The 26160-nt window shown below is 62.9% G+C and carries 24 protein-coding genes and 1 pseudogene; 15 read left to right on the top strand and 10 right to left on the bottom strand.

The features are described from left to right. Positions 1–54: 54 nt before the first annotated feature. Positions 55–960, bottom strand: coding sequence for a transcriptional regulator GcvA (gene gcvA, locus H3221_RS20310; protein ID WP_196475114.1), 906 nt, complete (start codon positions 958–960; stop codon positions 55–57). Positions 961–1069: 109 nt separating this feature from the next. On the opposite strand from gcvA, the gene H3221_RS20305 reads away from it, so the two are divergent. Beyond that, entirely contained in the window at positions 1070–1669 is a 600-nt protein-coding gene (locus H3221_RS20305) for a LysE family translocator (protein WP_196475115.1), read from the top strand. Positions 1670–1732: 63 nt separating this feature from the next. Here H3221_RS20305 and dadR read toward each other — a convergent pair whose 3' ends face one another. After that, entirely contained in the window at positions 1733–2221 is a 489-nt protein-coding gene (gene dadR, locus H3221_RS20300; protein WP_013713454.1) for a transcriptional regulator DadR, read from the bottom strand. Between the two features lie 156 nt (positions 2222–2377). On the opposite strand from dadR, the gene dadA reads away from it, so the two are divergent. The 6 genes from dadA to H3221_RS20270 all read left to right on the top strand — a co-directional run bounded on the left by dadA (position 2378) and on the right by H3221_RS20270 (position 9026). Then, positions 2378–3676, top strand: a complete 1299-nt coding sequence (dadA, locus tag H3221_RS20295; protein WP_196475116.1) for a D-amino acid dehydrogenase — start codon at positions 2378–2380, stop codon at positions 3674–3676. Between the two features lie 39 nt (positions 3677–3715). Next, positions 3716–4063, top strand: coding sequence for a RidA family protein (locus H3221_RS20290; RefSeq protein WP_074915290.1), 348 nt, complete (start codon positions 3716–3718; stop codon positions 4061–4063). Positions 4064–4280: 217 nt separating this feature from the next. Then, the gene (alr, locus tag H3221_RS20285; protein WP_196475117.1) at positions 4281–5354 is read left to right on the top strand and encodes an alanine racemase; all 1074 of its coding nucleotides are present in this window, start codon (positions 4281–4283) and stop codon (positions 5352–5354) included. A 329-nt stretch (positions 5355–5683) separates the two neighbouring features. Continuing rightward, positions 5684–6232 (top strand): cupin domain-containing protein, encoded by a 549-nt coding sequence (locus tag H3221_RS20280; protein WP_004423167.1) that lies wholly within the window; start codon positions 5684–5686, stop codon positions 6230–6232. 113 nt (positions 6233–6345) lie between these two features. Then, positions 6346–6768, top strand: a complete 423-nt coding sequence (locus H3221_RS20275; RefSeq protein ID WP_196475118.1) for a c-type cytochrome — start codon at positions 6346–6348, stop codon at positions 6766–6768. A 125-nt stretch (positions 6769–6893) separates the two neighbouring features. Then, entirely contained in the window at positions 6894–9026 is a 2133-nt protein-coding gene (locus tag H3221_RS20270) for an acetyl-CoA hydrolase/transferase family protein (protein ID WP_196475119.1), read from the top strand. Here H3221_RS20270 and H3221_RS20265 read toward each other — a convergent pair. The 3 genes from H3221_RS20265 to rep form a co-directional block, all read right to left on the bottom strand. Beyond that, positions 9023–9595: a xanthine phosphoribosyltransferase gene (locus H3221_RS20265; RefSeq protein ID WP_072423583.1), complete on the bottom strand. Its 573-nt coding sequence runs from the start codon at positions 9593–9595 to the stop codon at positions 9023–9025. The two genes, H3221_RS20270 and H3221_RS20265, sit on opposite strands and share 4 nt — an antisense overlap. Positions 9596–9761: 166 nt before the next feature. Beyond that, on the bottom strand, positions 9762–10244 hold the full coding sequence (locus tag H3221_RS20260) for a UPF0158 family protein (RefSeq protein WP_196475120.1): 483 nt from the start codon (positions 10242–10244) through the stop codon (positions 9762–9764). A 151-nt stretch (positions 10245–10395) separates the two neighbouring features. Beyond that, entirely contained in the window at positions 10396–12405 is a 2010-nt protein-coding gene (rep, locus tag H3221_RS20255) for a DNA helicase Rep (protein ID WP_196475121.1), read from the bottom strand. Positions 12406–12676: 271 nt separating this feature from the next. Between rep and H3221_RS20250 the strand changes: the two genes are divergently transcribed. Then, a complete protein-coding gene (locus H3221_RS20250; RefSeq protein ID WP_196475122.1) occupies positions 12677–14344 on the top strand; it encodes a putative bifunctional diguanylate cyclase/phosphodiesterase in 1668 nt (555 codons plus the stop codon). 58 nt (positions 14345–14402) lie between these two features. On the opposite strand, the gene H3221_RS20245 is transcribed toward H3221_RS20250, so the two are convergent. After that, a complete protein-coding gene (locus H3221_RS20245) occupies positions 14403–15788 on the bottom strand; it encodes a NorM family multidrug efflux MATE transporter (protein ID WP_196475123.1) in 1386 nt (461 codons plus the stop codon). A 139-nt stretch (positions 15789–15927) separates the two neighbouring features. Here H3221_RS20245 and H3221_RS20240 point away from each other — a divergent pair, with 139 nt between their 5' ends. From H3221_RS20240 to H3221_RS25920, 3 genes and pseudogenes are all read left to right on the top strand, one after another. After that, the gene (locus tag H3221_RS20240; protein WP_196475124.1) at positions 15928–16848 is read left to right on the top strand and encodes a LysR substrate-binding domain-containing protein; all 921 of its coding nucleotides are present in this window, start codon (positions 15928–15930) and stop codon (positions 16846–16848) included. A gap of 306 nt (positions 16849–17154) precedes the next feature. Beyond that, positions 17155–18273, top strand: a pseudogene (locus H3221_RS25925) (Cache 3/Cache 2 fusion domain-containing protein); the annotation flags it as partial. Beyond that, positions 18271–19131 (top strand): methyl-accepting chemotaxis protein, encoded by an 861-nt coding sequence (locus H3221_RS25920; protein WP_397428102.1) that lies wholly within the window; start codon positions 18271–18273, stop codon positions 19129–19131. The pseudogene H3221_RS25925 and the gene H3221_RS25920, both read left to right, overlap by 3 nt. Before the next feature lies 1 nt (position 19132). On the opposite strand, the gene H3221_RS20230 is transcribed toward H3221_RS25920, so the two are convergent. Both H3221_RS20230 and H3221_RS20225 read right to left on the bottom strand, forming a co-directional pair. Next, on the bottom strand, positions 19133–20626 hold the full coding sequence (locus tag H3221_RS20230) for a YifB family Mg chelatase-like AAA ATPase (RefSeq protein ID WP_196475126.1): 1494 nt from the start codon (positions 20624–20626) through the stop codon (positions 19133–19135). Between the two features lie 103 nt (positions 20627–20729). Then, positions 20730–20990: an accessory factor UbiK family protein gene (locus tag H3221_RS20225; RefSeq protein WP_160016860.1), complete on the bottom strand. Its 261-nt coding sequence runs from the start codon at positions 20988–20990 to the stop codon at positions 20730–20732. Between the two features lie 409 nt (positions 20991–21399). On the opposite strand from H3221_RS20225, the gene glnK reads away from it, so the two are divergent. The 4 genes from glnK (at position 21400) to sutA (ending at position 24248) form a co-directional block, all read left to right on the top strand. Continuing rightward, positions 21400–21738 carry a P-II family nitrogen regulator gene (glnK, locus tag H3221_RS20220; protein WP_003096476.1) on the top strand — a complete coding sequence of 113 codons (339 nt, stop codon included), beginning with the start codon at positions 21400–21402 and terminating at the stop codon, positions 21736–21738. Between the two features lie 334 nt (positions 21739–22072). Then, complete coding sequence (locus tag H3221_RS20215) at positions 22073–23323, top strand: ammonium transporter (protein ID WP_160016859.1); 1251 nt, start codon at positions 22073–22075, stop codon at positions 23321–23323. Between the two features lie 98 nt (positions 23324–23421). Next, the gene (locus H3221_RS20210) at positions 23422–23847 is read left to right on the top strand and encodes a secondary thiamine-phosphate synthase enzyme YjbQ (protein WP_196475127.1); all 426 of its coding nucleotides are present in this window, start codon (positions 23422–23424) and stop codon (positions 23845–23847) included. A 77-nt stretch (positions 23848–23924) separates the two neighbouring features. Beyond that, entirely contained in the window at positions 23925–24248 is a 324-nt protein-coding gene (sutA, locus tag H3221_RS20205; protein WP_192983954.1) for a transcriptional regulator SutA, read from the top strand. 259 nt (positions 24249–24507) lie between these two features. On the opposite strand, the gene H3221_RS20200 is transcribed toward sutA, so the two are convergent. Then, on the bottom strand, positions 24508–25206 hold the full coding sequence (locus H3221_RS20200; protein WP_196475128.1) for an HAD family hydrolase: 699 nt from the start codon (positions 25204–25206) through the stop codon (positions 24508–24510). Beyond that, positions 25203–26150: a tyrosine recombinase XerC gene (gene xerC, locus H3221_RS20195; protein ID WP_196475129.1), complete on the bottom strand. Its 948-nt coding sequence runs from the start codon at positions 26148–26150 to the stop codon at positions 25203–25205. Before xerC ends, H3221_RS20200 begins: the two co-directional genes overlap by 4 nt. Positions 26151–26160 lie beyond the last annotated feature (10 nt).

Here is a 26160-nt window from a genome sequence, read left to right as displayed (position 1 = left end):
CCCTGCCGGGGAGGGGGCTGCGCTGGTCCGCTAATGCGCCAGCTACCCGCTGTTTCAAGCCTGTTCTGTCTCTGTGTTTTCTGTCTGTGCAGTCGAACGTATCCAGTCCCTCACGGCGGTGATGGCCGGGTTGGCGTCAAGGCGCGGTGGCCAGACCAGCCAGTAGGCATAGTCGTTGGCGATCCGCTGTTCCGGGCAGGGCATCACCAGACGACCGGCGCGCAAGTCGGCTGCGGCCAGAAACAGCCGCCCCAGTGCAATGCCCTGTCCATCGACGGCGGCCTGCAGAGTGATGGCGGAATCGGACAGGTTCAGTCCTGCGGGTACTGGCAGATCCGGGTATCCGGCGGCACTGAACCATCGGCCCCAGTTCCCTTTCGGGGTGTCATGCAGCAGGCGGTGCCTCAGCAGATCTGGTGGCGTGCAGGAAGCTGGCAGGGCCTTGCGTAGGGCTGGACTACAAAGCGGGGTCAACGTTTCGGTGGCCAGCAGGGCGCTATTCAGACCGGGCCAACCCCCGGGGCCGGATCGCAGGCCAAGATCGAAGCGAGTATCCCTGCCATCCCACAGGTCGGCTGTGGTGGTCAATTGCAGGTCAATCTCCGGGTGGGCTGCCTGAAAGGCGGGAAGGTGCGGCACCAGCCAGCGTGCGGCAAGCGACGGCAGAACGGTCATCCGCACTGGGCCATTGGCCGGGCGGCGAGCAATGGCGCTGGCGGCAGCGATACGTTCCAGCGCCGGGGTCAGGTCAGCGAGGTAGGCGGCCCCGATGGGCGTCAAGGCCAGCATCCGGCCACGGCGCTCGAACAGTGGTTGTCCCAGCCACTCTTCCAGCAGGCGTACCTGATGGCTGATGGCGGCTTGCGTCACCGCCAGTTCGTCGGCGGCGCGGGTGAAGTGCAGATGGCGGGCGGCAGCTTCGAATGCGCGTACGGCCCCCAGCGGCGGCAGACGGCGCATGAGCCTCTTCCATTAGCTGTATTTATCCAATGCCCGAGATTAGATCATTTCCCCGCCGCTGCAAACGCCGGTTAACTCCCTGAAATCGATTAGGAAATGGGAGGTTGTGATGTCGCCGGAGCTTGTCGCGGTTTTTCTGGGGTATGCGGTGCCGATGGTGATCAGTCCGGGGCCTGGCAACACGGTGCTGGCGTTGTCCGGGGCACGCTTTGGGGTGGGAGGCACAGTCCCGTTCTGGCTGGGGTTTGAAGTCGGCAATGTTCTGCTATGTCTGCTGTACGGGCTCGGTTTTGGGGCACTGCTACTGCAATACCCGCAAAGTCATACGGTGATGCTGTGGGCGGGGGCGGCCTATGTACTGTATCTGGCCTGGGGTTTCTTCCGCTCTGCTGCACCTGGCAAGAAGGCCCAGAGCGTGGAGCGCATGGGGCTGGTCAGCGGCATCGTTGCCGTGTTGCTGAACGTCAAGATCCACTCGATGGTGGCAGTCATGTTTGCCCAGTTCCTTCGGCCGGACCGGGCGTTGGTTCCACAGGTGGCAGTGCTGACCGGAGCTTTCCTGCTGGTAGGGATCGTTTGCCATTTTCCCTGGATATATGGCGGGCGGGTGATTCTCGGGCGATTCACATCAGACCACTCCCTGCGAATACAGGGCCTTGTTTTCGGTGGTTTGATGGTGGCGGTGGCGATCTACATGGTCTTGGGTTGAGTCCCGCTTGGCCCTTCTCTCACCGTCTCTCTGGCACGAGTGGCAGAGCCCGCGTCCGCAGGATCACTCCGGCACCGGCAGCGCCAGGCTCTCCTTCACCTCTTCCATGACGATATAGCTCTTCGACTCACGCACGTGCGGCAGCTTGAGCAGGATGTCGCCGAGCAGCTTGCGGTAGCTGGCCATCTCGTTGATGCGCGCCTTCACCAGGTAGTCGAAGTCGCCGGAGACCAGGTGGCATTCCAGCACGTGCGGCAGCTTGAGCACCGCACGGCGGAATTCCTCGAAGGTGTCGCCGGACTTGTAGTCCAGGCTGATTTCGACGAACACCAGCAGGTTGGCCTTGAGGTGCTGCGGGTTGAGGCGGGCGTGGTAGCCCATGATGATGCCTTCGCGTTCCAGGCGGCGTACGCGCTCGGTACAGGGCGTGGTCGACAGCCCCACGCGCTCGCCCAGCTCGGTGAAGCTGATGCGCCCGTCCTCCTGCAGGATGCGCAGGATGTTGCGGTCGATCTTGTCCAGTTCCCGACGGCTTTGATGCTGGGTTCTCATGGGGAATCCGCCTCTGTAAAACGACTTTTTGCCAAGAATTCTCGCCAAATATAGCTGTGTATATGGTGAAAAGCACTGCACGGCTCTTCCTATACTGCGCCCATCTACAACAATGGCCTGTAACGCACGCGCTCTGGGCGCGGCGGGGAGAAAAACATGCGTGTTCTGGTTCTCGGCAGCGGTGTGATTGGTACCGCCAGTGCTTACTACCTCGCTCGTCAGGGCTTCGAGGTGGTGGTTGTCGACCGTCAGAATGGCCCGGCGCTGGAAACCAGCTTCGCCAACGCTGGCCAGGTTTCTCCCGGATATGCCTCGCCCTGGGCCGCGCCGGGCGTGCCGCTGAAAGCCATCAAGTGGCTGCTGCAGAAGCACGCACCGCTGGCGATCAAGGCCACCGGTGACATCGACCAGTACCTGTGGATGGCGCAGATGCTGCGCAACTGCACTGCCAGCCGCTATGCGATCAACAAGGAGCGCATGGTGCGTCTGTCCGAGTACAGCCGCGATTGCCTCGACGAGTTGCGCGCCGAAACCGGCATCGTCTATGAAGGCCGCCAGCTCGGCACCACTCAGCTGTTCCGTACCCAGGCTCAGGTCGACGCTGCCGCCAAGGACATCGCCGTGCTGGAAGCCTCTGGCGTGCCGTTCGAACTGCTCGACCGCGACGGCATCGCCCGCGTCGAGCCGGCCCTGGCTGGCGTCAAGCACAAGCTGGCCGGTGCCCTGCGCCTGCCCAACGACCAGACCGGCGACTGCCAGATGTTCACCACCAGGCTGGCGGACATGGCCAAGGCACTGGGCGTCGAGTTCCGTTTCGGTCAGAACATCCAGCGCCTGGACGCCGTAGGCGACCGCATCAATGGCGTGTGGATCGACGGCAAACTGGAAACCGCTGACCGCTACGTGCTCGCCCTCGGTAGCTACAGTCCGCAGCTGCTCAAGCCGCTGGGTGTGCGTGCGCCGGTCTACCCGCTCAAGGGCTATTCGCTCACCGTACCGATCACCAACCCTGACATGGCGCCGACCTCGACCATTCTCGACGAGACTTACAAAGTCGCCATCACCCGTTTCGATGGCCGCATCCGTGTCGGTGGCATGGCCGAGATCGCTGGTTTCGACCTGTCGCTCAATCCGCGTCGTCGCGAAACCCTGGAGATGATCACCGCCGATCTCTACCCGCAAGGCGGTGATCTGCAGCACGCCGATTTCTGGACCGGTCTGCGTCCGGCCACGCCTGATGGCACGCCGATCGTGGGCGGCACCGCCTTCCGTAACCTGTTCCTCAACACCGGTCACGGCACCTTGGGCTGGACCATGGCGTGCGGCTCCGGTCGTCTGCTCGCCGACCTGATGGCCAACAAGCGTCCGCAGATCAGCGCTGATGGTCTGGATATCTCGCGTTACTCGCGCAAGGCGCGTGAAGTGCAGGGTGCACCGCAGCCGCTGCGCACCTGATAGCCTTCGCGCTTTCGCAACTCAAGGAGCTTTACCCTTATGTCGATTCAGCGCCTGCATGTGGCCAAACGCTACAGCGAAGTGGTGATCCACAACGGCACGATTTACCTCGCCGGCCAGTTGGCTGACGACTTCGCCGGTGACATCCGCGAGCAGACCCGCCAGACCCTGGCCAACATCGACAAGATGCTGGCCGAGGGCGGCAGCGACAAGAGCAAGATCCTCTCGCTGACCATCTTCCTCAAGGACATGGCCGACTACGACGGGCTCAACGCCGAGTACGACGCCTGGGTCGCCGACGGCAATGCGCCGGCCCGCGCCTGCGTCGAAGCGAAGATGTACAAGCCCGAAGTGCTGGTGGAAATGTGTGTGGTGGCTGCCGTCTGAGGTGGTCACAGCTTTTTGTTGCCTGCCATCCATGGCGGCAACCCTCCGGGCCGTCGCAAGCGACGTCAAAAAATTCTCCCGGAATTTTTTTGTGTTGGCTTTTCACCCGGCTCCCCCGCCGGGTTTTTTTTGAATGGCGACTTGTCGGTATGGCTTCGGATTTCATTCGGGCTACGAAAAACCGTCGCCTCAGCGAATGATTGAGAGATAAACGAACATGCGTCCTGCCCGTGCCCTGATCGACCTCGATGCCCTGCGTCATAACTACCGCCTGGCCCGTGAACTGAGCGGTGCCCGTGCCCTCGCCGTGGTCAAGGCCGATGCATACGGGCATGGCTCGGTGCGCTGTGCGCAGGCACTCGAAGCCGAGGCTGACGGCTTTGCTGTGGCCTGCATCGAAGAAGCGCTGGTGCTGCGCGAGGCAGGGATTGTCGCGCCGATCCTGTTGCTCGAAGGCTTCTTCGAAGCAGACGAGCTGGCGCTGATCGACCAGCATGATCTGTGGTGCGTGATTCATGCGCAGTGGCAGATCGAGGCCATCGAGCAGGCCCAACTGAGCAGGCCGCTGACCGTCTGGCTCAAACTCGACAGCGGCATGCACCGTGTCGGTCTGCATCCGGCCGACTACCAGGCCGCCTATCGTCGCCTGCTGGCCAGCGGCAAGGTCGGCAAGATCGTGCTGATGAGCCACTTCGCCCGTGCCGACGAGCCCGAGTGCGAGCGTACAGCCGAGCAACTGGCGGTGTTCCAGCAGGCTCGCGACGGTCTCAGCGCCGAGGTCAGCCTGCGCAACTCGCCGGCCGTGCTCGGCTGGCCCCAGGTGCCCAGTGACTGGGTGCGCCCCGGCATCATGCTGTACGGCGCCACGCCGTTCGAGCAGGCCCAGCAGCAGGCCGCGCGCTTGCAGCCGGTAATGACCCTGGAATCTAAGGTCATCAGCGTGCGTGAACTGCCGGCCGGCGAGCCGGTGGGGTATGGCGCGCGCTTCGTGGCCGAGCGGCCGACCCGCGTCGGCGTCGTCGCCATGGGCTATGCCGACGGCTATCCGCGGCATGCGCCGACCGGTACGCCGGTGACGGTGGACGGTCAATTGACCCGGCTGATCGGCCGCGTGTCGATGGACATGCTGACCGTGGACCTGACCGATCTGCCGCAGGCCGGCCTCGGCAGCCGTGTCGAACTATGGGGCAAGCAGGTGCTGGCCAGCGACGTGGCCATGGCTGCGGGCAGCATTCCCTACCAGATTTTCTGCAATCTGCGGCGAGTGCCGTTGCTCTATCTCGGGGGCTGAAACCCGTTAAAAGACTGCTGCGCGTCGGTCCTGCTGCGTTTAAAAAAGGCTGGTTCGCCAGCCCGGTGCATTGCTCATGTACAGTTCGTACAGTCGAGCGCGACTCCGACCGATCCTCTCCTATGTGATTCGCCGGCGCCCTCCCTTCGGGCCAGCCTTCGGCTGTTGCTCCCGTGGGGCATCGCGCCTTGCATGGCTCTAGCTCGGGGCCTTCTGGCGGGTTCTGTGGAAGGGTGTAAGCGAAGGGTGAACGCAAGTGTTGTAAATTCCGAACGCTATGCCATGATACGGACACTTTCTTGTCTCTTGTCCCAAGGGGGATTCCAGCATTGGACGTCGGCGTTCGACTGCAATCGATTCGTAAGCTCAAAGGCCTATCCCAGCGTGAACTCGCCAAGCGGGCGGGCGTCACCAACAGCACCATTTCCATGATCGAGAAGAACAGCGTCAGCCCCTCGATCAGTTCGCTGAAAAAGGTGCTCGGCGGCATTCCCATGTCGCTGGTGGAATTCTTCTCGCTCGACATGGAGCAGGAGAACCAGACCCAGGTGGTCTATCGTGCCGCCGAACTGACCGATATCTGCAGTGGCGCCATCACCATGAAGCTGATTGGCAAGGCCCACCCGAGTCGCGCCATTTCCTTCCTCGACGAAACCTACCCGGCCGGCACCGACACCGGTGACGAAATGTACGCCCACGAAGGCGAAGAGGCTGGCATGCTGGTCGAGGGCAAGCTGGAGCTGACCGTTGGCAACGAGGTGTTCATCCTCGAGCCGGGCGACAGCTATTACTTCGAAAGCAGCAAGCCGCATCGCTTCCGCAATCCGTTCGATGTACCGGCGCGTTTGATCAGTGCCACCACGCCAGCGAACTTCTGATCAATAACCCTGCGACAATATGGGTTGTTTCGGCCAGGCCCGCTTGCCGTTATACTGTCGCCCGCTCGCGAAACCGTGGCCGCGGGCGTGACTAGCCACGAAGAGGGTGTACCGTGAATCTGATGAAGAAAATGCTGGCAGTACCGGCTGCCGTATTGGCCCTGTGGGCAGTGACTGCTCAGGCCACGACTGATGAAGCCATCGCCGAGCGTCTCAAGCCTGTAGGCGACGTGTGCATCATGGGCGAAGAGTGCAAGGGCGTCGAAACCGTCGCCGCATCCGCCGGTGGTGGTGCACGTACCGCTGACGATATCATCGCCAAGCATTGCAATGCCTGTCACGCCACCGGTGTGCTGAATGCGCCGAAAATTGGCGACACCGCTGCCTGGAAAGAGCGTGCCGACCACCAGGGTGGTCTCGACGGCATCCTGGCCAAGGCCATCTCCGGCATCAACGCCATGCCGCCGAAAGGCACCTGCGCTGATTGCTCGGACGACGAACTGCGCGAAGCGATCAAGAAGATGTCCGGTCTGTAAGACCCGTCTCTTCCCTGAAAAACCGCCCTCCGGGCGGTTTTTTCGTTTCTGCCAGCGGCACGCAACCATGCCGGCGGCCATATAGTCCAAACTCCATTCGTCATGGATGTCGCGAGGAGCGTCAGATGCCGCATACCTGTACCCTCGAACAAGCCGTCGACCGCGTATTGAGCGAGATCGCCGGGCCGATTCATTTGGGTTTACCGCTCGGTCTGGGCAAGCCCAATCGCTGGGTCAACGCGCTGTATGCACGGGTGCGGGAGATGCCCGAGCGACAACTGACCATCTACACCGCGCTGTGCCTGGCGCGTCCGCGTGCCGCCCAGGACTTGCAGCGACGCTTTCTCGAACCTTTCGTTGATCGGGTCTACGGCAATTATCCCGAGCTGGATTTTCTCGCCGACTTGCACGGTGGCAAGCTGCCGGCCAACGTGCGCGTCGAGCAGTTCTTCTTCCAGCCGGGCAGCCTGCTCGACTGCGAGCCGGCGCAGCAGGACTACATCAGCAGCAACTACAGCCATGTCGCCCGTGACCTCAATGCCAAGGGCCTGAATCTGGTCGCCCAGCTGGTGGCCGTCGACGCCGCGCAGCCCGAGCATTTCAGCCTGAGCTGCAACCCGGACGTCACCCTCGATCTGCTGCCACTGCTGGACAAGCGCCGCAAGGCTGGCGAGACCGTGCTCAGCGTCGCTCAGATCCACAGCGACCTGCCCTACATGGCTGGTGATGCCCAGGTGCCGCGCGATACCTTCGATATCCATATCGACGAGGACGAACGCACCACGCTGTTCTCCACACCGAACATGCCGGTGACCCTGCAGGATCATTGCATCGGCCTGTTCGCCAGCACCCTGGTGCGCGATGGTGGCACCCTGCAGATCGGCATCGGTGCGATGGGTGATGCCCTGACTGCTGCAATGATCGCCAGGCAGGACGACAATGCCCGTTACCGCGCGCTGTTGCAGGCGCTGCGTGCCGATGAGTGGGCGGGTGAAATCGCCGCCCATGGCGGTCTCAAGCCGCTCGATCATGGCCTCTATGGCTGCAGCGAAATGTTCGTCAACGGCTTGCTGGCACTGGCCGAGGCTGGTCTGCTGCGGCGTCGGGTCTACCCGGATCTGCGCCTGCAGCGTCTGGCGTTTAGTGGTGCGTTGGATGAACAAGGTCGCCCGCATAGCGTTCAGGCACTGGTCGACGCGGGGCTGCCGACGAAGTTGCAGCCGAGCGATCTGGCCTGGCTGCGCGATAGCGGTCTGCTGCAGGGCGATATGCAACTGGAGGAGGGCGAGTTGCGGTGGCTTGACGGTAGCCGCGTCGCAGCGGATCTCGGTGATCCCCGGACCCAGGCCCGCCTGCAATCCTGTCTCGGCAGCGCGCAGGGCGGCGTGGTGCTGCATGGCGGTTTCTTCCTTGGCCCGGAAAGCTTCTACCGGCGTCTGCGTGAGCTGGATGACGGCGAACGGCAACGCTTTGCCATGACCGGCATCCGCTACATCAACGAGCTGTACGGCCAAGAGGAACTCAAGCGTCTGCAGCGCCGTGATGCACGCTTCATCAATACGGCTTTCACCATGACCCTGCTCGGCGCGGGTGTGGCCGATCAACTGGAGGACGGCCGGGTACTCAGCGGCGTGGGCGGGCAATACAACTTCGTCGCCCAGGCCCATGCGCTGGAGGATGCGCGCTCGATCCTGCTGCTGCGCAGCTGGCGCGAGTCAGGCGGTGAGGTGAATTCGAACATTGTCTGGGACTATGGCCACGCCACCATCCCCCGGCACCTGCGCGATATCGTGGTGACCGAATACGGCATCGCCGATCTACGCGGCAAGACCGACGCGCAGGTGATCGAGGCGCTGCTCAAGATCAGCGATTCACGCTTCCAGAACGGGTTGATCGAGCAGGCCCTGCAGGCCGGTAAGCTGCCGACGGATTTCCGTCTCGATGAGCGCTTCGGCAACAACCTGCCCGAGCGCCTGCAAGCGCTGCGCACTGAGCATTCGTCGCTGTTCGCCGAATATCCGCTAGGCAGCGACTTCAGCAAGGTGGAGCAGGATCTGCTGCGGGCGCTGAGCTGGCTCAAGAGCAAGCTGCGCCTGACCGAGGTGCTGGAGCTGGGCAAGGCCACGCTCGATGCGCCGGAGCCGGCCGCCTATACCGAACATCTGCGGCGCATGAGCCTGGAGGCGCCGGACGGGATGCGTGAAGCCCTCTGCCAGCGCTTGCTGCTGGCGGGGCTGCAAGCCACTCGCGGGGCTTAATCGAGGAAGCGCACCTGGCCGTTTTCCAGCGCGGCAACACGGGCCAGCGACTCGACGCGGTAGCCTTCGCTCTCCAGCAGGTTGCGGCCGTCCTGGAAGGACTTCTCGATGACGATGCCGATACCGGCGATCTGAGCGCCGGCCTGCTGAATCAGGTCGATCAGCGCCTTGGCGGCGTGGCCGTTGGCGAGGAAGTCGTCGATCACCAGCACGCGGTCCGCGGCGGTCAGGTGACGGGCGGAAATGGCGATGGTGCTTTCGGTCTGCTTGGTGAAGGAGAACACCTTGGAGATCAGCAGGTCGTCCTTGAGCGTCAGCGACTGGAACTTGCGCGCGAAAATCACCGGAATGCCCAGCTCCAGGCCCGCCATCACTGCCGGGGCGATGCCCGAGGCCTCGATGGTGACGATCTTGGTGATGCCCTGGCCGGCGAAACGCTGGGCGAACTCGTGGCCGATCTCCTGCATCAGGCGCGGATCGATCTGGTGGTTGAGAAAGGCGTCCACCTTGAGTACATGCTCGGACAGCACGATGCCTTCGCTGCGAATCTTCTGTTTCAACGACTCCACGGTCGATCCTCTGGTTGAGCAGAAAAGCTGCGGATTTTCGCTCAAAACACCCTGCATTGTGTAGTGAAACTGCAGCCTGCCCGACAGTCGTAGCCAATTGACCGGTTAGACAGGTTGTTGGCCGCGGCCAGCTGTGGCCAGGATGCAATCCGGGGGCGTGCTCCGCTCAGGCGCTTTTGGTCAGGCGGCGCAGGATGTCCCTGGGGATTCCACGCGTATCCAGCGGCAGCTTGTCCGGTGCGGGTTCCAGACCCAGCTCGTGGAGCCAGTTGAGCGTGTACTCGCGCAGTTGCTTGAGCTCGTAGGCCTGCCACTGTTCGCGAATCACCGCAAAGGCCTCGATTTCGTAGTCGAATGCACGCAGCGGCCTGCGCCCGGTCAGCGCGGCACTGAGCAGAGGGTGGGCGTGCAGGTCGTCGAGGGTGAACAGGAAGGACTCACGCATGGCCACTCGCTGTGGAATGTCGAGGTTGGGTATCTGGCTGTAGCGCTCGGGATCGAGTTCGATTTGCTGGCGCTCGTCGCTGTAGTGATCTTCCGCAGGCAGGGTCAGGACGGTACCGCTTTCCAGATCCAGCCAGTGTTCCTGCTGTTCACGGCCATTGATCAGCTGAATCAGGGCATCGATGTCGAGCGTGAATGTGCGCATGGTTCCAGCCCCTGTGTCTGAGCGGTATCTTCTTTCTGACTGGCAAATATGGCGACGGTGCCAGTGGCATTGAAGTGGTGGGCTGAAGCGGATCGCCGCCCGGCCCACCCTACACCGCTGAAGAGGATCGCCAGACAGCAAGGCCTGGTTTTCAGCGCTTGAGCAGCGCCCGCATATTGGCCAGGGCGTCGTTGCCGCGTGCCGCCTTGACCTCCACCGGCGCCTCTTCCAGCCCTTCCCACACCAGGTCTTCCGGCGGTAGCTCGTCGAGGAAGCGGCTCGGCGAGCAGTCGATCACCTCGCCATACTGCTTGCGCTTGGCGGCGAAGGTCAGCGCCAGGTTGCGCTTGGCGCGGGTGATGCCGACGTAGGCCAGGCGCCGCTCCTCCTCGATGGTGTCAGCCTCGATGCTGGAACGGTGAGGGAGAATCTCTTCCTCGAAACCGATGATGTATACCGACGGAAACTCCAGACCCTTGGAGGCGTGCATGGTCATCATCTGCACGCCCTCGGCGCCTTCTTCCTCTTCCTGCTGGCGTTCTAGCATGTCGCGCAGCACCAGTTTGCCGATGGCGTCTTCGATGGTCATGTCTCCGTCTTCATCGCGCTCCAGCGTGCTCTTCAATGCGTCGACGAGGAACCAGACGTTGCCCATGCGCGCGTCGGCCACCTTGTCGCTGGAGGCGTTCTGCCGCAGCCAGTTCTCGTAGTCGATGTCCATGACCATGCTGCGGATAGCGGCGATCGGATCGTTCTGCGCGCATTCCTGGCGTACCCGGTCCATCCAGCGGGTGAAGCGCTGCAGGCGCTCGGTGAAGCGCGCGTCGAGATGCTCGCCGAGGCCGATCTCGCCAGCGGCCGCGTACATGCTGATCTTGCGCTCGTTGGCGTAGTTGCCGAGTTTTTCCAGAGTGGCGGAGCCGATCTCCCGGCGCGGCACGTTGATCACCCGCAGGAAGGCGTTGTCATCGTCCGGGTTGACCAGCAGGCGGAAGTAGCTCATCAGGTCCTTCACCTCCTGGCGGGCGAAGAAGCTGGTGCCGCCAGACAGGCGATAGGGAATCTGGTGGTGCTGCAGTTTCAGCTCCATCAGCTTGGCCTGGTAGTTGCCGCGATAGAGGATGGCGAAGTCGCTGTAGGGGCGCTGGGTGCGCAGGTGTTCGGTGAGGATTTCCAGCGCCACCCGTTCGCACTCGGCGTCTTCGTTGCGGGTGCGAATCACGCGAATCTCGTCGCCCATGCCCATCTCCGACCACAGCTGCTTCTCGAAGGCGTGGGGGTTGTTGGCGATGAGGGTGTTGGCGCACTTGAGAATGCGGCTGGTGGAGCGGTAGTTCTGCTCCAGCATCACTACCTTCAGCGAGGGATAATCCTCTTTGAGCAGCATCAGGTTTTCCGGCCGTGCGCCGCGCCAGGCGTAGATCGACTGGTCGTCGTCGCCGACCACGGTGATCTGGTTGCGCATGCCCACCAGCAGTTTCACCAGCAGGTACTGGCTGGAGTTGGTGTCCTGGTATTCGTCGACCAGCAGGTAGCGGATGCGGTTCTGCCATTTCTCCAGGATGTCGGCGTGCTCCTGAAAGAGTTTGACCGGCAGCAGGATCAGGTCGTTGAAGTCCACTGCGTTGTAGGCCTTGAGCGTGCGCTGGTAGTGCAGGTAGACGATGGCGGCAGTCTGTTCCTTGGGATTGCGCGCCTTGGCCAGGGCTTCGTCGGGCAGGATCAGGTCGTTCTTCCAGCTGTCGATGAGATTCTTCACCTCGTCGGCACCGTCGTCGCCGGAATACTCCTTCTGCATGATGTCGCTGAGCAGCGCCTTGATGTCGCCGTCGTCGAAGATCGAGAAGCCGGGCTTGTAGCCCAGGCGCGCGTATTCCTTGCGGATGATGTTCATACCCAGATTGTGGAAGGTGGACACGGTCAGGCCGCGCGCCTCGCTGCCCTTGAGCAGGGTGCCGACGCGCTCCTTCATCTCGCGCGCGGCCTTGTTGGTGAAGGTCATGGCGACGATGTGCTGGGCGCGGATGCCGCAGTTCTGCACCAGGTGGGCGATCTTGCGCGTGATCACGCTGGTCTTGCCGGAACCTGCACCGGCGAGCACCAGAAGCGGGCCGCCGACGTAGTTCACGGCCTCTTGTTGCCGGGGGTTCAGTCGGGACATGGGGTCGTTCGCAGAAAAAGGGCCGCGCATTTTAACAGGCCTGGCGACTTCTGCCGCGACCGTCTGGAACTGTGGCCTAGCGCACGAAATTGCATAGCCATGCACTTGGTTAATCACTTTATTCCAGTACTCTGGTTCCACTTGTCGGTTTACTGGCTATACCTCAGGATGTGCACCACCTTTCGCACGGATGTGATTGATTAGACGCCGATTACGGCGCGTTCAGGCGATGCGATTCGCCATCATTCTTGCGGTCATTGGGGGAGGTTGCTTGTCCACGCTCGTCGAACCCTTGCGGTTGGTTCTGTTGGCTGAAACGCCGGACTGGGCCGAATTGTTGCGCGAGCAGTTGAGCGCCCTGGGCAGCCCATCCCCGCTGATTACCGCGCCGTCCTGGGAGGCGGCCAGCAATCTGTTCGATGATCACGCCAGTGGTCTGTTGCTGAGTACCCCGGATCGCCTTCCCGAACCCCGTCAGTGCCCTTTGCCCATCGTCCTGCTGCTCGACGAGGAACCCGTCGAAGAGCCTGCCGGTGTCAGCGACTGGCTGGTGCGCGGCAGCCTCAACCTTGACGTGCTGCGCCGTTGCCTGCGCTACGTGCGCGAACAGGGCAACCTCAAGCACACCCTGCAGCGCCTGGCCGAACAGGACCCGTTGACCGGCATCGCCAATCGCCAGGGCTTCCAGACCCTGCTCGCCGCGCGCCTGGCCGAGTGTGGCGGTCGTGGCCTGGTGCTGGGGCATCTCGATCTGGACAACTTCCGTCATGCCAACGATGCCCTCGGCTACCAAGCCGGAGACCGCCTGATTCTGCAGGTGGTGGCGCGGCTCAAGGGGCTGCTGCAGCCGTGCGATCAGCTCGCGCGTCTGGGCAGCGACGAATTCGCTCTGTTGCTCGACGCACGCCGCGATCCGCAGCGCGTGGAGCGCCTCGCCGAGCGTGTCACCGAGGTATTGGGCGAGCCTTACTGGGTGGACGGTGAGAGTCTGCTGATCGGCTGCAGCCTTGGCCTGGCGCATGCCCGCACGGGCGAGGGCGCCGATCCGCTGCTGTGGCACGCGCATATCGCCATGCAGCAGGCCAAGAATCAGCAAGGCTGCGTGTTTCATGTCTATGACGAACGCCTGAACCGCAGCGCACGCAGCCAGGCCGATCTGGAAAGCGAGCTGCGCCGTGCGCTACGCCGCGACGAACTGGAGCTGCATTACCAGCCCCGTCTGTGCCTGAAGAGCGGGCGCATCGTCGGCCTGGAGGCCTTGGTGCGCTGGCAGCACAGCGAGCGTGGGCTGCTCTCGCCCAATGAATTCGTACCGTTGGCCGAAGAAACCGGGCTGATCGTGCCGCTCGGCTACTGGGTCATCTCCCGTGCTCTGCGCGATATGCAGTGGCTGCGTGGGCGCGGCTTGCCGGCATTGCACATGGCGGTCAACCTGTCATTCCGCCAGTTTCAGGACAGCCAGTTGCTGTCGACCCTCAGCCGCCTGATCGAAGAACGTGGCGTCGATGCGCAGTGGCTGGAGTTCGAGTTGACCGAAACTGCGGTGATGCGCCGCAGCGATCAGGTGCAGCAGACCATGCTGGAGCTTGGGCGGCTCGGCGTGCGTTTCTCGCTGGACGACTTCGGCACCGGCTTTTCGTCTTTCGTCCATCTCAACAACCTGCCGATCACCCTGTTGAAGATCGACAAGAGCTTTGTCGGTGGTATGGGCGAGCGTGCCGAGAACCGCCAATTGGTGCGGGCGATGATCAATCTGGCGCACAACCTCAATCTCGAGGTAGTGGCCGAAGGGGTGGAGAACATCGAGCAGCTCGACATGCTGCGCCAGTTTGGCTGTGATCAGGTACAGGGTTACCTCATCAGCAAGGCCATACCTCTGGCGGAGCTGGCACGCTTTCTGGTGTTCGGCCTGCGCCAGCCGCTGCTCGGCGGCGGCTGATCCTGGCCCGGATGCAAGCCGGGGAAAATGCGGTACACGATGCCGGCTTGCATCCGGGCTACGACAGGCAGGTCTCGCCTCCCACCGCAGGTGGTCGCTGCAGGCGCGCAGTCTTCCATTGGAAGCCCAGCACCAGGCCGCTTGCCGTTACCGCCAGGCCGGCAGCCAGACCCCACCAGACGCCTTGTGCACCCCAGCCAAGGGCGAAGGCGAACAGCCAGACCAGCGGTGCGCCCACGCACCAGTAACCGGTGAGGCCGATCAGCAGGGTGGTGCGGCCGTCGTTCAGCCCGCGGATCGCGCCCATGGCGATGCTCTGCAAACCATCGAACAGCTCGAACCAGGCGGCGATCGCCAGCAGGCTGACCGCGAGGGTGACGATATCGGCGAAAGCCGGATCGTGACGGTCGAGGAACAGGCCGATGATCCACTCCGGTAGCAGCCAGAACAGCAGGGCGAACAGCAGCATCAACGCCGCTCCCAGGGCCATGCCCAGATGGCCGCTGAGGCGCGACAGGTGCAGGTGCCCGGCACCGTAGTGCAGGCCGACGCGGAAGGTCACCGCATAGGACAGCCCTTGCGGCACGATGAACGCCAGCGCCACCGTCTGCATGGCGATCTGATGTGCCGCCAGTTGCACACTGCCAAGCGCGCCCATGCATAGGGTGGCGAAGGTGAACAGCCCCTGCTCGGCGGCGTAGGTGCCACCAATGGGCAGGCCCAGGCGCAGCAGTGCGCGTATTTCCGCCCGTTGTGGGCGGCCCATGCCGCTGCGCAGTTTGTAGCGGTGATAGGTCGGCGAGAGCAGGATGTACAGCGCCAATGCCAGGGCCATGGCGCTGCTGACCAGCGCAGTGGTCATGCCGATGCCACTCAGGCCCAGGTTGGGCAGGCCGAACCAGCCTTTGATCAGCGCGTAGTTGATGACGAAATTGGCAGCGGTACCGGCGATGCTGATGGCCATCACCGGGCCGGGATGACCAATGGCACTGGTGAAGCCGCGCAGCGCCATGAAGCACAGGTAGCCAGGCAGGGCCAGCGATAGCGGGCGCAGGAAATCCATGGCCTGGCTGGCCGCGCCTGGGTCCTGACCCAGATGCGGCAGCAGCGGGCCCAGGCCGTTGAGACACAGCGCGCTGACGATACCCAACAGCATGGCCAGCCACAGGCCGTTCCGGATCAGGCGCGTGATACCTGCCCGATCGCCCGCACCATGGCGAATGGCGATCAGGCTGCCCACCGCGGCGATCACCCCGGTGCAGAAGATCGAGAAGATGAAATAGCACGTGGCGCCCAGTGCTCCTCCGGCCAACTGCTGCGGGCCGAGCATGGCCATCATCAGCGTGTCGGTGAAAATCATCAGCGCGTGGGCCAACTGTGCGGAGATCAGCGGGCCCGCCAGGCGCAACAGCGCACCCAACTCGTGACCAAGGGAATTCTTCATGATGAGTAAAACTTCGGCAGGGTAAGCACCCCCAGGCTGTCGGGGGATGAGCAATGACCGCTATTCTGTGGTTCCTTTCGATTGCTCACAAAAGGAAAATAGCCATGCCAGGCATGATTAAGACTCATGGTTCGATGCAGTGACGCGTCGTCTTCCTCCGCTTTACGCCCTGCGCGCCTTCGAGGCAGCAGCCCGGCATGCCTCCTTTACCCGCGCCGCCGAAGAGCTGGCGATCACGCAGAGCGCGGTGAGTCGGCATATCCGTACACTCGAGGACTACTTCGCCTGCCGTCTGTTCGAGCGCCGTGGCCGTAGCCTGCACCTGACTGATCCGGCCCGTGCCCTGCTACCGGGGCTGAGCGAGGGCTTCGATGCGCTGGAGCGCGCCAGCGCTGTCTTGCACGCCGACGACGAGGTGCTGCGCCTGAAGGCACCGTCGACCCTGACCATGCGCTGGCTGTTGGCGCGCCTGTCGCACTTTCGTCTGGCCAACCCGGACAGCGAAGTACAGCTCACCAGCGCCTGGATGGATGTGGACAAGGTCGACTTCCGCCATGAGCCCTTCGACTGCGCCGTGCTGCTGTCCGATGGCCAATTTCCAGATGAGTGGGAGAGCGTCCTGCTATTCGAGGAGTGGCTGATTCCGGTGTGCGCTGCCGGCGATTCTGAGGCCGGCCCCTGGTCACTGGCGCGGCTGCGTGCAGCTGAGCAACTGCACCCGACGCCGGATCGTCGCGACTGGCGGCGATGGTTGCAGGCTACAGGCCTGGGTGAGCATGTGCCGCTGAAGGCCGGACAGCTGTTCGACATGCTCGAACTGGGCATCGTTGCGGCGGCACGCGGCTATGGCGTGTCCATTGGGGACCTGCTGATGGTGGCCGAGGATGTGAACGCCGGTCGGCTCGGTGTGCCCTGGCCGACGGCGGTATTCAGTGGTGAAAGCTACTACCTGGTGTGGCCGCGTGGACATCGTGCGCAGACACGTCTGCGGCGTTTGCGTGACTACTTGCTGGCAGAGGTCGCCGCGCTGGCACTGCCCGAGGTTGAACGTTTGCGCTGAACGATCATGGCCAGCGCTCAGGGCTCTGACTGCCATCAAAGACCGGGCAGGTCGACTGTAGTGTGGCTAGGCTGCTCTCTGCAGGCATGAGTGCCATCATCTATTGAATGATCGATAAAACCTATCGACCATCGCTCTGTAACGCTATTTTGATAATAAATGACGACCGTATGGCGCTTTGATATTGACCGAGCTGAACGCTCAAGTATCCTCGCGCCTTTTCGCCGAGTCATATGACGACTGGGTGGTGCCGAAATTGTCTGAGTCATCTGCCCATATGCTCATGGGCGTACACCTGGAGCCCTCATGAATCCTCCTCGCTCTCGTATAGCCCTGCAACTGGCTGCCATGCTGGCTTTGGTGCTGGTGCTGCTGATCAGCGTCAGCACTCTGTTTGCCCTGCGTTCACTCAACGAGGCCAATCTGGTCACTCGCGAAAAGCACCTGGGCAGCGAGGCGGGGCTGCTGGCCGACCAGCTCGAAACCTTCCATGGCAGCCTGCGTGATAGTACGCAGCGCCTGGCCGGACTCTTCGAGCAGCGCTTCAGCAGTGGCTTGCAGGTGCGCAACGACGAGCGTGTCACGGTCGGTAGCCTGCAGACCCCGGCCCTGTATCTGGGCGCGACTCGACTCAACAACGACTTCAGTGAAGTTGACGACTTCACTCGTATGACCGCAGGCGTTGCCACGGTTTTCGTCCGCGACGGTGAAGAGTTCGTGCGCATCACCACCTCGCTGACCAAGCAGGACGGAAGCCGCGCGCTGGGCACCGTCCTCGATCATCAGCATCCGGCCTATCAGCGACTGCTGGCGGGGCAGAACTATGTTGGTCGTGCGCTGCTGTTCGATCGCTACTACATGACTCAGTACACCCCTGTGCGTGACACCGGCGGGCGGGTGATAGCGGTGCTGTTCGTCGGTTTTGATTACACCGATGCGCAGAACCTGCAGATGCGCAACCTCAATGATTTCCGTATTGGTAGCACCGGTTCGCTGGCGCTGCTCGACGAGCAGGGCAAGTGGCTGGTGGCGCCGGCCGGCGCAGCAGCGATGAGCAGCCTGCCCGAATCGCTCAGCACGCTGGTCGCCAACAGCGGCAGAGGCGGTTTCTGGTCCGATGGTCAGGATGAGTTCTACAGCGTCGCCATGCCCTTTGCTGGCGGACCCTGGATGGTGCTGGCGAACATGCCGCGCGAGGAAATTCAGGCCGTCACCTGGCGTGTCGGTACCCAGTTGGCCATCGGCAGCGCACTGACGCTGCTGCTGGCGGTCATTGCCGTGGTCTGGCTGCTGCGACGCAAACTGCGCCCGCTGGGAGACCTGGTACAGCAGGCACAGGCGCTTGGCGCCGGTGATCTTGGCGCGCGTATGGCGCAATCCAGCGATGACGAAATCGGCGAGCTGGCGCGCAGCTTCAACCGCATGGGCGAAGCGCTGGCGAGTATGGTGGCGGGTATTCGCAGCGCTGCCCAGGATGTCAGCGCGCGCTCGCAGGCGATGTCCACGCTGTCGCGCGATGCCTATCAAGGGATCGATCAGCAATCCGGCGAGATCAGCAGCATGGCCGGCGCGGTGGAGGAGTTCAGCGCCACCTCGCAGAACATCGCCGACAACATGCGCAGCACCGAGCGCCTGGCGAGCGACAACGCCCAGCAGACCCGCATCGGGCGCACCTCGATGGATCAGGCTTCCGAAGCGCTGGTGCAGATCGCCGAAGCACTTGAGCAAACCTCCAAGGCGATCAACGGCCTCGGTCAGCGCTCCCAGGAGATCGGCGGTATCGTCAGTGTCATCACCGCGATCGCCGACCAGACCAACCTGCTGGCGCTCAACGCTGCCATCGAAGCAGCGCGGGCCGGCGAGCAGGGGCGTGGTTTTGCCGTCGTCGCCGATGAGGTGCGCAGCTTGGCTGGACGCACCCGCGAGGCGACCAACGAGATTTCCACGATGATCGGCAGCATCCAGAGCGAGACCAGCAGTGCCATCGCCACCATGGAGCAGGGCCGACAGCTGATGCAGGATGGCCTGGAGCGTAACGCCAAGGTGGCGGCGGCACTGGCGCAGATCAGTGAGCAGAGCGCCGAGGCCGGCGAGCAATTCGCCGCCATCACCACCGCTACCAGCGAGCAGAGCAGCACCGCGACCGTACTCAGTGCCAACCTGCAGAGCATCGCCCAGGCCAACGGTGAGCAGCGTGAAGTGGTGGCCAACCTGGCCGATACCGCACGCGAGCTGGATCGCCTTGCCGCTCAGTTGCGTCAGGAGGTCGAGCGCTTCCGCTGATTCATCCTGCGGCGGGGCGATATTGCAGCGCCTCGGCCAGATGCTCCCGGCTGATCTGCTGCTGCTCCGCCAGATCAGCCAGCGTGCGCGCCACCTTGAGCACACGGTGCGCGGCGCGTAGCGACAGGCCGAGACGTTCACAGGCACTTTCCAGCCACTGGCGATCCGCGTCGCTCAGCGCGCAGTGCTGACGCAGGCCGGGCAAGTCGAGAAAGGCATTGGCCACCCCCTGGCGTTGCAGCTGTCGCTCACGAGCCCGTGCTACCTTCGATGCTGCTTGTGCCGTGCTTTCGCCATCTTGCGGCGGGGCCTTCAATATCGTCGTTTCGCGGGCGACCGTCAGGTGCAGGTCGATGCGGTCGAGCAATGGCCCGGACAACTTGGCGCGGTAGCGCTGGATCTGCTCCGGTGTGCAACGACAGCGGTTGCTCGGGTCACCCAGATAGCCGCAAGGGCAGGGGTTCATGGCGGCAACGAGCTGAAAACGCGCAGGAAAACGCACCTTGTCCCGCGCTCGGGCAATGACGATGTGACCGCTTTCCAGCGGTTCACGCAGCACTTCCAGCACTTTTCTATCGAATTCCGGCAGCTCATCGAGGAACAGGATGCCCATATGGGCCAAGGTTATTTCGCCAGGCTGCGGGCGACTGCCACCTCCCACCAATGCCGGCCCGGAGGCGCTGTGGTGTGGCGTGCGAAAGGGGCGCTGCGGCCAGTGCTGCAACGGCAGATGGCTGGCTACTGAATGTATTGCGGCAACCTGCAGTGCCTCGCTCTCGTCCAGCGGCGGCAGCAAACCGGGCAGGCGGCTGGCCAGCAGCGTCTTGCCGGTACCGGGTGGGCCGCTGAGCAGCAAGTTATGTGATCCAGCGGCGGCCACCAGCAATGCACGCTTGGCGGCCAACTGGCCCTGCACTTCGGCCAGATCCGGATAGGGCAGACTCTGCCTGAGCAGACCCTGGGCGGCGTAGGGTTCGAGAGGTGCACTGCCGTTGAGGTGCGCGGCGATCTGCAGCAGATGTTCGACTGCGATTACCTTCAGCCCCGATGCCAGGCTGGCTTCTTCGGCATTGGCCTGTGGCACCAAGAGGGTGCGTCCGGCTGCGCGCGCGGCGAGGGCGGCCGGCAATACGCCCTGCACAGGACGTACCGCACCGGATAGCGCCAGTTCGCCCAGGCATTCGCATTCATCCAGAGAGTGAGCCGGTACCTGGCCGCTGGCCGCGAGAATCCCCAGGGCGATGGCGAGATCGAAGCGGCCGCCATCCTTGGGCAGGTCGGCGGGCGCCAGATTCAAGGTAATGCGTTTACTGGGAAACTCGAAGGCGGCGTTGAGAATGGCGCTGCGTACGCGATCCTTGCTCTCCTTGACCGCAGTTTCCGGCAGCCCCACCAGCGTCAGGGAAGGCAGGCCATTGGCCAGGTGCGCTTCGACGGTGACGGCCGGTGCTTCGACGCCGACCTGGGCGCGGCTGTGGACGATGGCCAGGGACATGATCACTCCTTGATCAGGCCCGCCTGGGCGGCCATTGAAAACGCTCTGCATTGGCGACAAGGGGTTAAACCGTCGTCGCCTGCGTTTTCAACGTTCCGTCGGTTCAGTCGGCGGGCGGGTTCAGCTTGGCTTCCAGTTCGGCGACCTTGGCTTCCAGCGCTTCGAGGCGAGCGCGGGTGCGGGCCAGGACCACCATCTGGCTGTCGAATTCATCACGGCTGACCAGATCGAGCTTGCTGAAACCGCTCTGCAGCAGGGCTTTGAACTGCGCTTCCAGTTCGGCGCGCGGCAGCGGGCTGTCGCCGCTGAAAAGACGCGAGGCGTGGCTACTGAGCGTATCGAGCAAGGCTTTCGGCGGCAGCATGATCAGGTTCCGTAAACAGACGGTCGGCAGTGTAGCACGCAGGTAGGTGCGGGGCGGCTGAGCGGCGACTGCACGATTTTGAGCATCATGGAATGTATCGATGCACCAATTTCGTGCGTGGCGTTTGGCGTGAATGACCGGTCACTGTGGCTGGAAGCTGTTAAAGGCCTGATAGATAGTGCTTTTGCGTGAGCTGGCAAGCTTTCTGCTTAGACCCCAGCGACGCATGCACCGATGCAGTTCTGGTGCTGCAGGCGAAGCGGGGGAGTGTTTCGTCGGGAGCGGTTGGTGGGTATCGACCACGCCAGGCTGGAGCGGTCGGTGCATTACAAAAGCCAGACACTGCGCTTAGACTTGAGTCGGGTTCGCAATTCCTGGGGCAAGTCCACCTTACACGGGAGAAAGTTTCATGAAGCTAGTCACTGCCATCATCAAGCCGTTCAAGCTGGACGACGTGCGCGAGTCGCTGTCGGAGATCGGCGTGCAGGGCATTACCGTCACCGAAGTCAAGGGCTTCGGCCGCCAGAAAGGCCATACCGAGCTGTATCGCGGTGCCGAGTATGTGGTCGATTTCCTGCCCAAGGTGAAGATCGACGTGGCCATCGCTGACGATCAGCTCGATCGCGTGATCGAGGCCATCACCAAGGCTGCCAACACCGGCAAGATCGGCGACGGCAAAATTTTCGTAGTCAACCTGGAACAGGCGATTCGTATCCGTACCGGCGAAACCGATACCGACGCGATCTAACAAGCCTCCGAACCCCACGCCCCAGGAGTATACCCATGACTCTGCGAACTTTCGCAGGGCTAGGAGCCCTTTTGTCCTCGAATTCTGGCTTTACGCTGTTTTCGAGGGCCAAAGCCGGAGCTGGCGATGCCTTCGCCGCTCTGCTGTGCCAGATCCTCTTGAGGTCTTGCGCTTGGCCTAGTGATGGGAATGCCTGGTCGCCTCATGGCGCAGGGGTTCCGGTGATCCAGTACGAGCGTGGCAACGACCTGTAAAGCATGCGGAACGCGTCCTGAGCCAACCTGGACGTTTCAACCGAACAGCGCACAACAAAAGCGCCGGCAAGAGGTGAAAAATGGATAACACAGCATTGACTGCATTGCAGTACGGCTTCGATACCTTCTACTTTCTGATCTGTGGTGCCCTGGTGATGTGGATGGCAGCGGGTTTTGCCATGCTCGAATCCGGCCTGGTGCGTGCCAAGAACACCACCGAGATCCTGACCAAGAACGTGGCGCTCTACGCCGTTGCCAGCGTCATGTACCTGGTGATCGGCTACCACATCATGTACTCCAGCCCGGAAGGCGGCATCCTGCCGAGCCTGGGCTTCCTGATCGGTGACGAAAACAGCGTCGACTCGGTACTTGCCGGTGGTGACGATGCACCTTACTACTCGGCCCGTTCGGACTTCTTCTTCCAGGTGGTGTTCGCCGCGACCTGCATGTCGATCGTTTCCGGTGCCGTTGCCGAGCGCATGAAGCTGTGGGCATTCCTGGCGTTCGCCGTGGTCATGACCGGCTTCATCTACCCGGTTCAGGGCTTCTGGAAATGGGGCTCGGGCTTCCTCAACGAAGCGGGCTTCCTCGACTTCGCAGGTTCCGGCGTGGTTCACATGGCCGGTGCCACCGCTGCTCTGGCGGGTGTCCTGCTGCTCGGTGCACGCAAAGGCAAATACGGCGCCAATGGCCAGGTCAACGCCATCCCGGGTGCCAACCTGCCGCTGGCGACACTCGGCACCTTCATCCTGTGGATGGGCTGGTTCGGCTTCAACGGCGGCTCGCAGCTGAAGATGAGCACTATCGAAGATGCCAACGCCGTCGCCCAGGTGTTCGTCAACACCAACATGGCGGCAGCCGGTGGCCTGATTGCCGCGCTGATCGTTGCCCGCATCCTGTTTGGCAAGGCTGACCTGACCATGGCGCTCAACGGTGCTCTGGCTGGCCTGGTGGCCATCACTGCCGAACCGCTGACTCCGAGCGGCCTGCAGGCGACTCTGATCGGTGGCGTGGGTGGTGTGCTGGTGGTATTCGCCATCCTCGGTCTGGACAAGCTGAAGATCGACGATCCGGTTGGTGCCATCTCCGTGCACGGTGTGGTCGGTATCTGGGGTCTGCTGGCTGTCTGCCTGACCAACAGCGATGCTTCTCTGGGTGCTCAACTGCTGGGTATCGGCAGCATCTTCGCCTGGGTCTTCATCGCCAGCCTGATCGTGTGGAGCATCATCAAGGCGGTGATCGGTCTGCGCGTCAGCGAAGAAGAAGAATACGAAGGCGTCGATATCGCCGAGTGCGGTATGGAGGCCTACCCGGAGTTCACCAACAAGTGATCCTCCGGTAAATCGCAAAGGGCGCCTTCGGGCGCCCTTTGTTTTTTCTGGCAGCACGCTAGAATGCGCGCGCTGGAGCCATCGAGAGTGAGAACGGCATGTGGCAGCAACGCATCATCAGCCTGCGTCCGCGTGAGCGCGGTTTTCATCTGGTGACCGAAGAGGTGCTGGCAGCATTGCCGGAACTGGCGCAGGTACGTGTCGGTCTGTTGCATCTGTGGTTGCAGCACACCTCGGCATCGCTGACGGTAAACGAAAACGCCGACCCTGCGGTACGCCGCGATTTCGAGCGCTTCTTCAATCGTCTGGTGCCGCAGGGTGAGTCGGGCTACGAGCACGATTACGAAGGGCCGGATGATCTGCCGGCGCACTTCAAGGGCAGTCTGCTGGGCTTTCAACTACAGCTGCCGATACAGCAGGGACAGCTGGCGCTTGGGACCTGGCAGGGGATCTACCTCGGTGAGCATCGCGATCATGGCGGTGCTCGGCGAGTGGTGGCGACCTTGCATGGCGAAGCTATTTGAATTTTTTCCGGTCGTGCGGTGCACATCGTGCGACTGGGCTATAACTAACCTGCTTTTCGCAAGTCATGAGGTTGAACATGAGCGACGAAGACCTGGAACAAGACGACCTGGAAGGGGCTGACGAGGACGATGGTGAGGAGCTGGCTGCTGCCGATGACGGCGACAGCGGCGACGATGAAGGCGATGGTGCTGTCGTAGCCAGCGGCAAGAAGAGCAAGGCCAAAGCCGTTGAAGTCGATGAGTTGCCCAGCATCGAAGCCAAGCAGAAGGAGCGTGATGCCCTGGCGCGTGCCATGGAAGAGTTTCTCTCCCGTGGTGGCAAGGTGCAGGAGGTGGAGCCCAACGTGGTCGCCGACCCACCCAAGAAGCCCGACAGCAAATACGGCAGCCGCCCCATCTGAGGACGGCTCGCTGCGAGAACCCGCCCATGTGGCGGGTTTTTTGTTGCCCACCGTATCCATGTAACCGTCCATTCGGGGCTAGTGCGCAAAAGTGCTCTCTACGTAGAGGGTACGGCCAGGCGTAGGGTGCGCCATGCGCACCGATGTCTATCGCATAAAAACCCGTCGTAGCCCGAATCAAATCCGTGGGCATCTCCTGCGGCGAATGGCAGTGGATTTCGGGTGACGAGAAATCCTCTTTCGCCCCGAGGCGGGGCTCCTACGACCAGCTGTAGAGCAGCGTCGGTAGCTCGGCCAGGCTGGCGATCTGCGCGTCCGGCGTGGTTTCGCCTTCCCAGGCTCGTCCTTGCGGGTTGAACCAGATCGCGCGCATGCCGGCGGCCTGAGCGCCGGCAATGTCGTCGCTGGGGTGATCGCCGATGTGCACGGCGCGCTCGGCCGCTACGCCACCTGCGCGGCTGAGCGCTTCACGGAAGGGTTTCGGGTCAGGTTTGCCGATGCCCAGTTCTTCTGCGCACAAGGCGAACTGGAAGTAATCCGACAGGCCCAGGCGACGAATGTCGGCATTGCCATTGGTGATCACGCCGAGCATGAAGCGCTCGGCCAAGGCCTCCAGCGTCGGGTGTACCTCGGTGAACAGTTCGACCTGATGGCGGGCGCTGAGAAAAATCTGGAATCCCGCTTCGGCCAGCGTCTGCGCTTCGCTGTGCGGGTAGCCGGCGTCCTCCAAGGCGTGAAACAGAATGCGCCGGCGCAGCTCGCTGAGGCGATGCTTGAGCATCGGGTCGGCGTCGAGCAGACGGCTGCGTACCGCCCATAGATGCTCGACCGGCACCGCGCCCAGGCGCGGTGCATGCAGGGCCAGCCAATTGCGCAGGGCGGCTTCGGCATCCTGCATCACCGGGGTGACGTCCCACAGGGTGTCGTCGAGGTCGAAGGTGATCAGTTCAATGCTCATTCGGAACCGCCTTTGCGCTTGGCACGTGGATGGGCCTGGTCGTAGACGTTGGCCAGGTGCTGGAAGTCCAGGTGGGTATAGATCTGCGTGGTGGCGATATCGGCGTGACCAAGCAACTCCTGCACCGCGCGCAGATCCTGCGAAGACTCCAGCATATGACTGGCGAAACTATGGCGCAGCATGTGGGGATGCAGGTGTTGGCCCAGCTCGCGCACGCCGGCCTGGCGCACGCGCAGTTGCACGGCGCGAGGCCCCAGGCGACGGCCCTGTTGGCTGATGAATACCGCGCCATCGCTGGGGTTGGCCTGCTTGCGCAGCGCAAGCCACTGCTCCAGCGCCTGTCGCGCCATGCTGCCGACCGGCAGCTCGCGCACCTTGTTGCCCTTGCCGCGTACGCGCACCAGGCCGGCTGGCAGGTCCAGACCGTCGAGATCGAGCCCGACCAGCTCGGACAGGCGCAGCCCGGAGGAATAGAACAGCTCAAGCATGGCCTGATCGCGGCGGGCGATGAAGTCGTCCTCGACTGCGCCGTCGAGCAACTGCGCGCTGCGGTCGGCATCCAGCGTGCGCGGCAGGCGGCGCTCACGCTTCGGAGGGCTCAGGCCGGTCGCCGGATCGTGACGGCACAGGCCTTCACGCAACAGATATTGATACAGGCCGCGGGTGGCCGAGAGCAGGCGGGCCAGGCTGCGGCTTGCCAGGCCCTGCTGATGCAGGCGGGCGACCAGGCGGCGCAGGGTGCGTGTATCCAGCTCGGTCCAGTCGCTCAGGCCCTCCGCTTCGCACAGCGCCACCAGTTTGGCCAGGTCGCGGCGATAGCCATCGAGGGTATGCGGCGATACCTGGCGTTCTCGGCGCAGGTGTTCGAGGTAGGCGTCGAGGTGGGCTTCAAGTGTCACGTGTCGGGTTCCGAACGGGCCGAAGGTGGATGAGCTTCGCGTCATCCACCCTACA

Origin of the sequence: Pseudomonas chaetocerotis (genome assembly GCF_015712105.2) — a bacterium.
In the GTDB taxonomy this organism is placed as follows: Bacteria; Pseudomonadota; Gammaproteobacteria; order Pseudomonadales; family Pseudomonadaceae; genus Aquipseudomonas; species Aquipseudomonas chaetocerotis.
This window is presented reverse-complemented; position numbering and strand designations above follow the sequence as displayed.

Bases quoted from the DNA above. Each gene is read 5' to 3' on its own strand.
- gcvA (WP_196475114.1), bottom strand. From the start codon at position 960: ATGCGCCGTCTGCCGCCGCTGGGGGCCGTACGCGCATTCGAAGCTGCC.
- H3221_RS20305 (WP_196475115.1), top strand. From the start codon at position 1,070: ATGTCGCCGGAGCTTGTCGCGGTTTTTCTGGGGTATGCGGTGCCGATG.
- dadR (WP_013713454.1), bottom strand. From the start codon at position 2,221: ATGAGAACCCAGCATCAAAGCCGTCGGGAACTGGACAAGATCGACCGC.
- dadA (WP_196475116.1), top strand. From the start codon at position 2,378: ATGCGTGTTCTGGTTCTCGGCAGCGGTGTGATTGGTACCGCCAGTGCT.
- H3221_RS20290 (WP_074915290.1), top strand. From the start codon at position 3,716: ATGTCGATTCAGCGCCTGCATGTGGCCAAACGCTACAGCGAAGTGGTG.
- alr (WP_196475117.1), top strand. From the start codon at position 4,281: ATGCGTCCTGCCCGTGCCCTGATCGACCTCGATGCCCTGCGTCATAAC.
- H3221_RS20270 (WP_196475119.1), top strand. From the start codon at position 6,894: ATGCCGCATACCTGTACCCTCGAACAAGCCGTCGACCGCGTATTGAGC.
- H3221_RS20260 (WP_196475120.1), bottom strand. From the start codon at position 10,244: ATGCGCACATTCACGCTCGACATCGATGCCCTGATTCAGCTGATCAAT.
- rep (WP_196475121.1), bottom strand. From the start codon at position 12,405: ATGTCCCGACTGAACCCCCGGCAACAAGAGGCCGTGAACTACGTCGGC.
- H3221_RS20245 (WP_196475123.1), bottom strand. From the start codon at position 15,788: ATGAAGAATTCCCTTGGTCACGAGTTGGGTGCGCTGTTGCGCCTGGCG.
- H3221_RS25920 (WP_397428102.1), top strand. From the start codon at position 18,271: ATGGGCGAAGCGCTGGCGAGTATGGTGGCGGGTATTCGCAGCGCTGCC.
- H3221_RS20230 (WP_196475126.1), bottom strand. From the start codon at position 20,626: ATGTCCCTGGCCATCGTCCACAGCCGCGCCCAGGTCGGCGTCGAAGCA.
- H3221_RS20225 (WP_160016860.1), bottom strand. From the start codon at position 20,990: ATGCTGCCGCCGAAAGCCTTGCTCGATACGCTCAGTAGCCACGCCTCG.
- glnK (WP_003096476.1), top strand. From the start codon at position 21,400: ATGAAGCTAGTCACTGCCATCATCAAGCCGTTCAAGCTGGACGACGTG.
- H3221_RS20215 (WP_160016859.1), top strand. From the start codon at position 22,073: ATGGATAACACAGCATTGACTGCATTGCAGTACGGCTTCGATACCTTC.
- H3221_RS20210 (WP_196475127.1), top strand. From the start codon at position 23,422: ATGTGGCAGCAACGCATCATCAGCCTGCGTCCGCGTGAGCGCGGTTTT.
- sutA (WP_192983954.1), top strand. From the start codon at position 23,925: ATGAGCGACGAAGACCTGGAACAAGACGACCTGGAAGGGGCTGACGAG.
- H3221_RS20200 (WP_196475128.1), bottom strand. From the start codon at position 25,206: ATGAGCATTGAACTGATCACCTTCGACCTCGACGACACCCTGTGGGAC.
- xerC (WP_196475129.1), bottom strand. From the start codon at position 26,150: ATGACGCGAAGCTCATCCACCTTCGGCCCGTTCGGAACCCGACACGTG.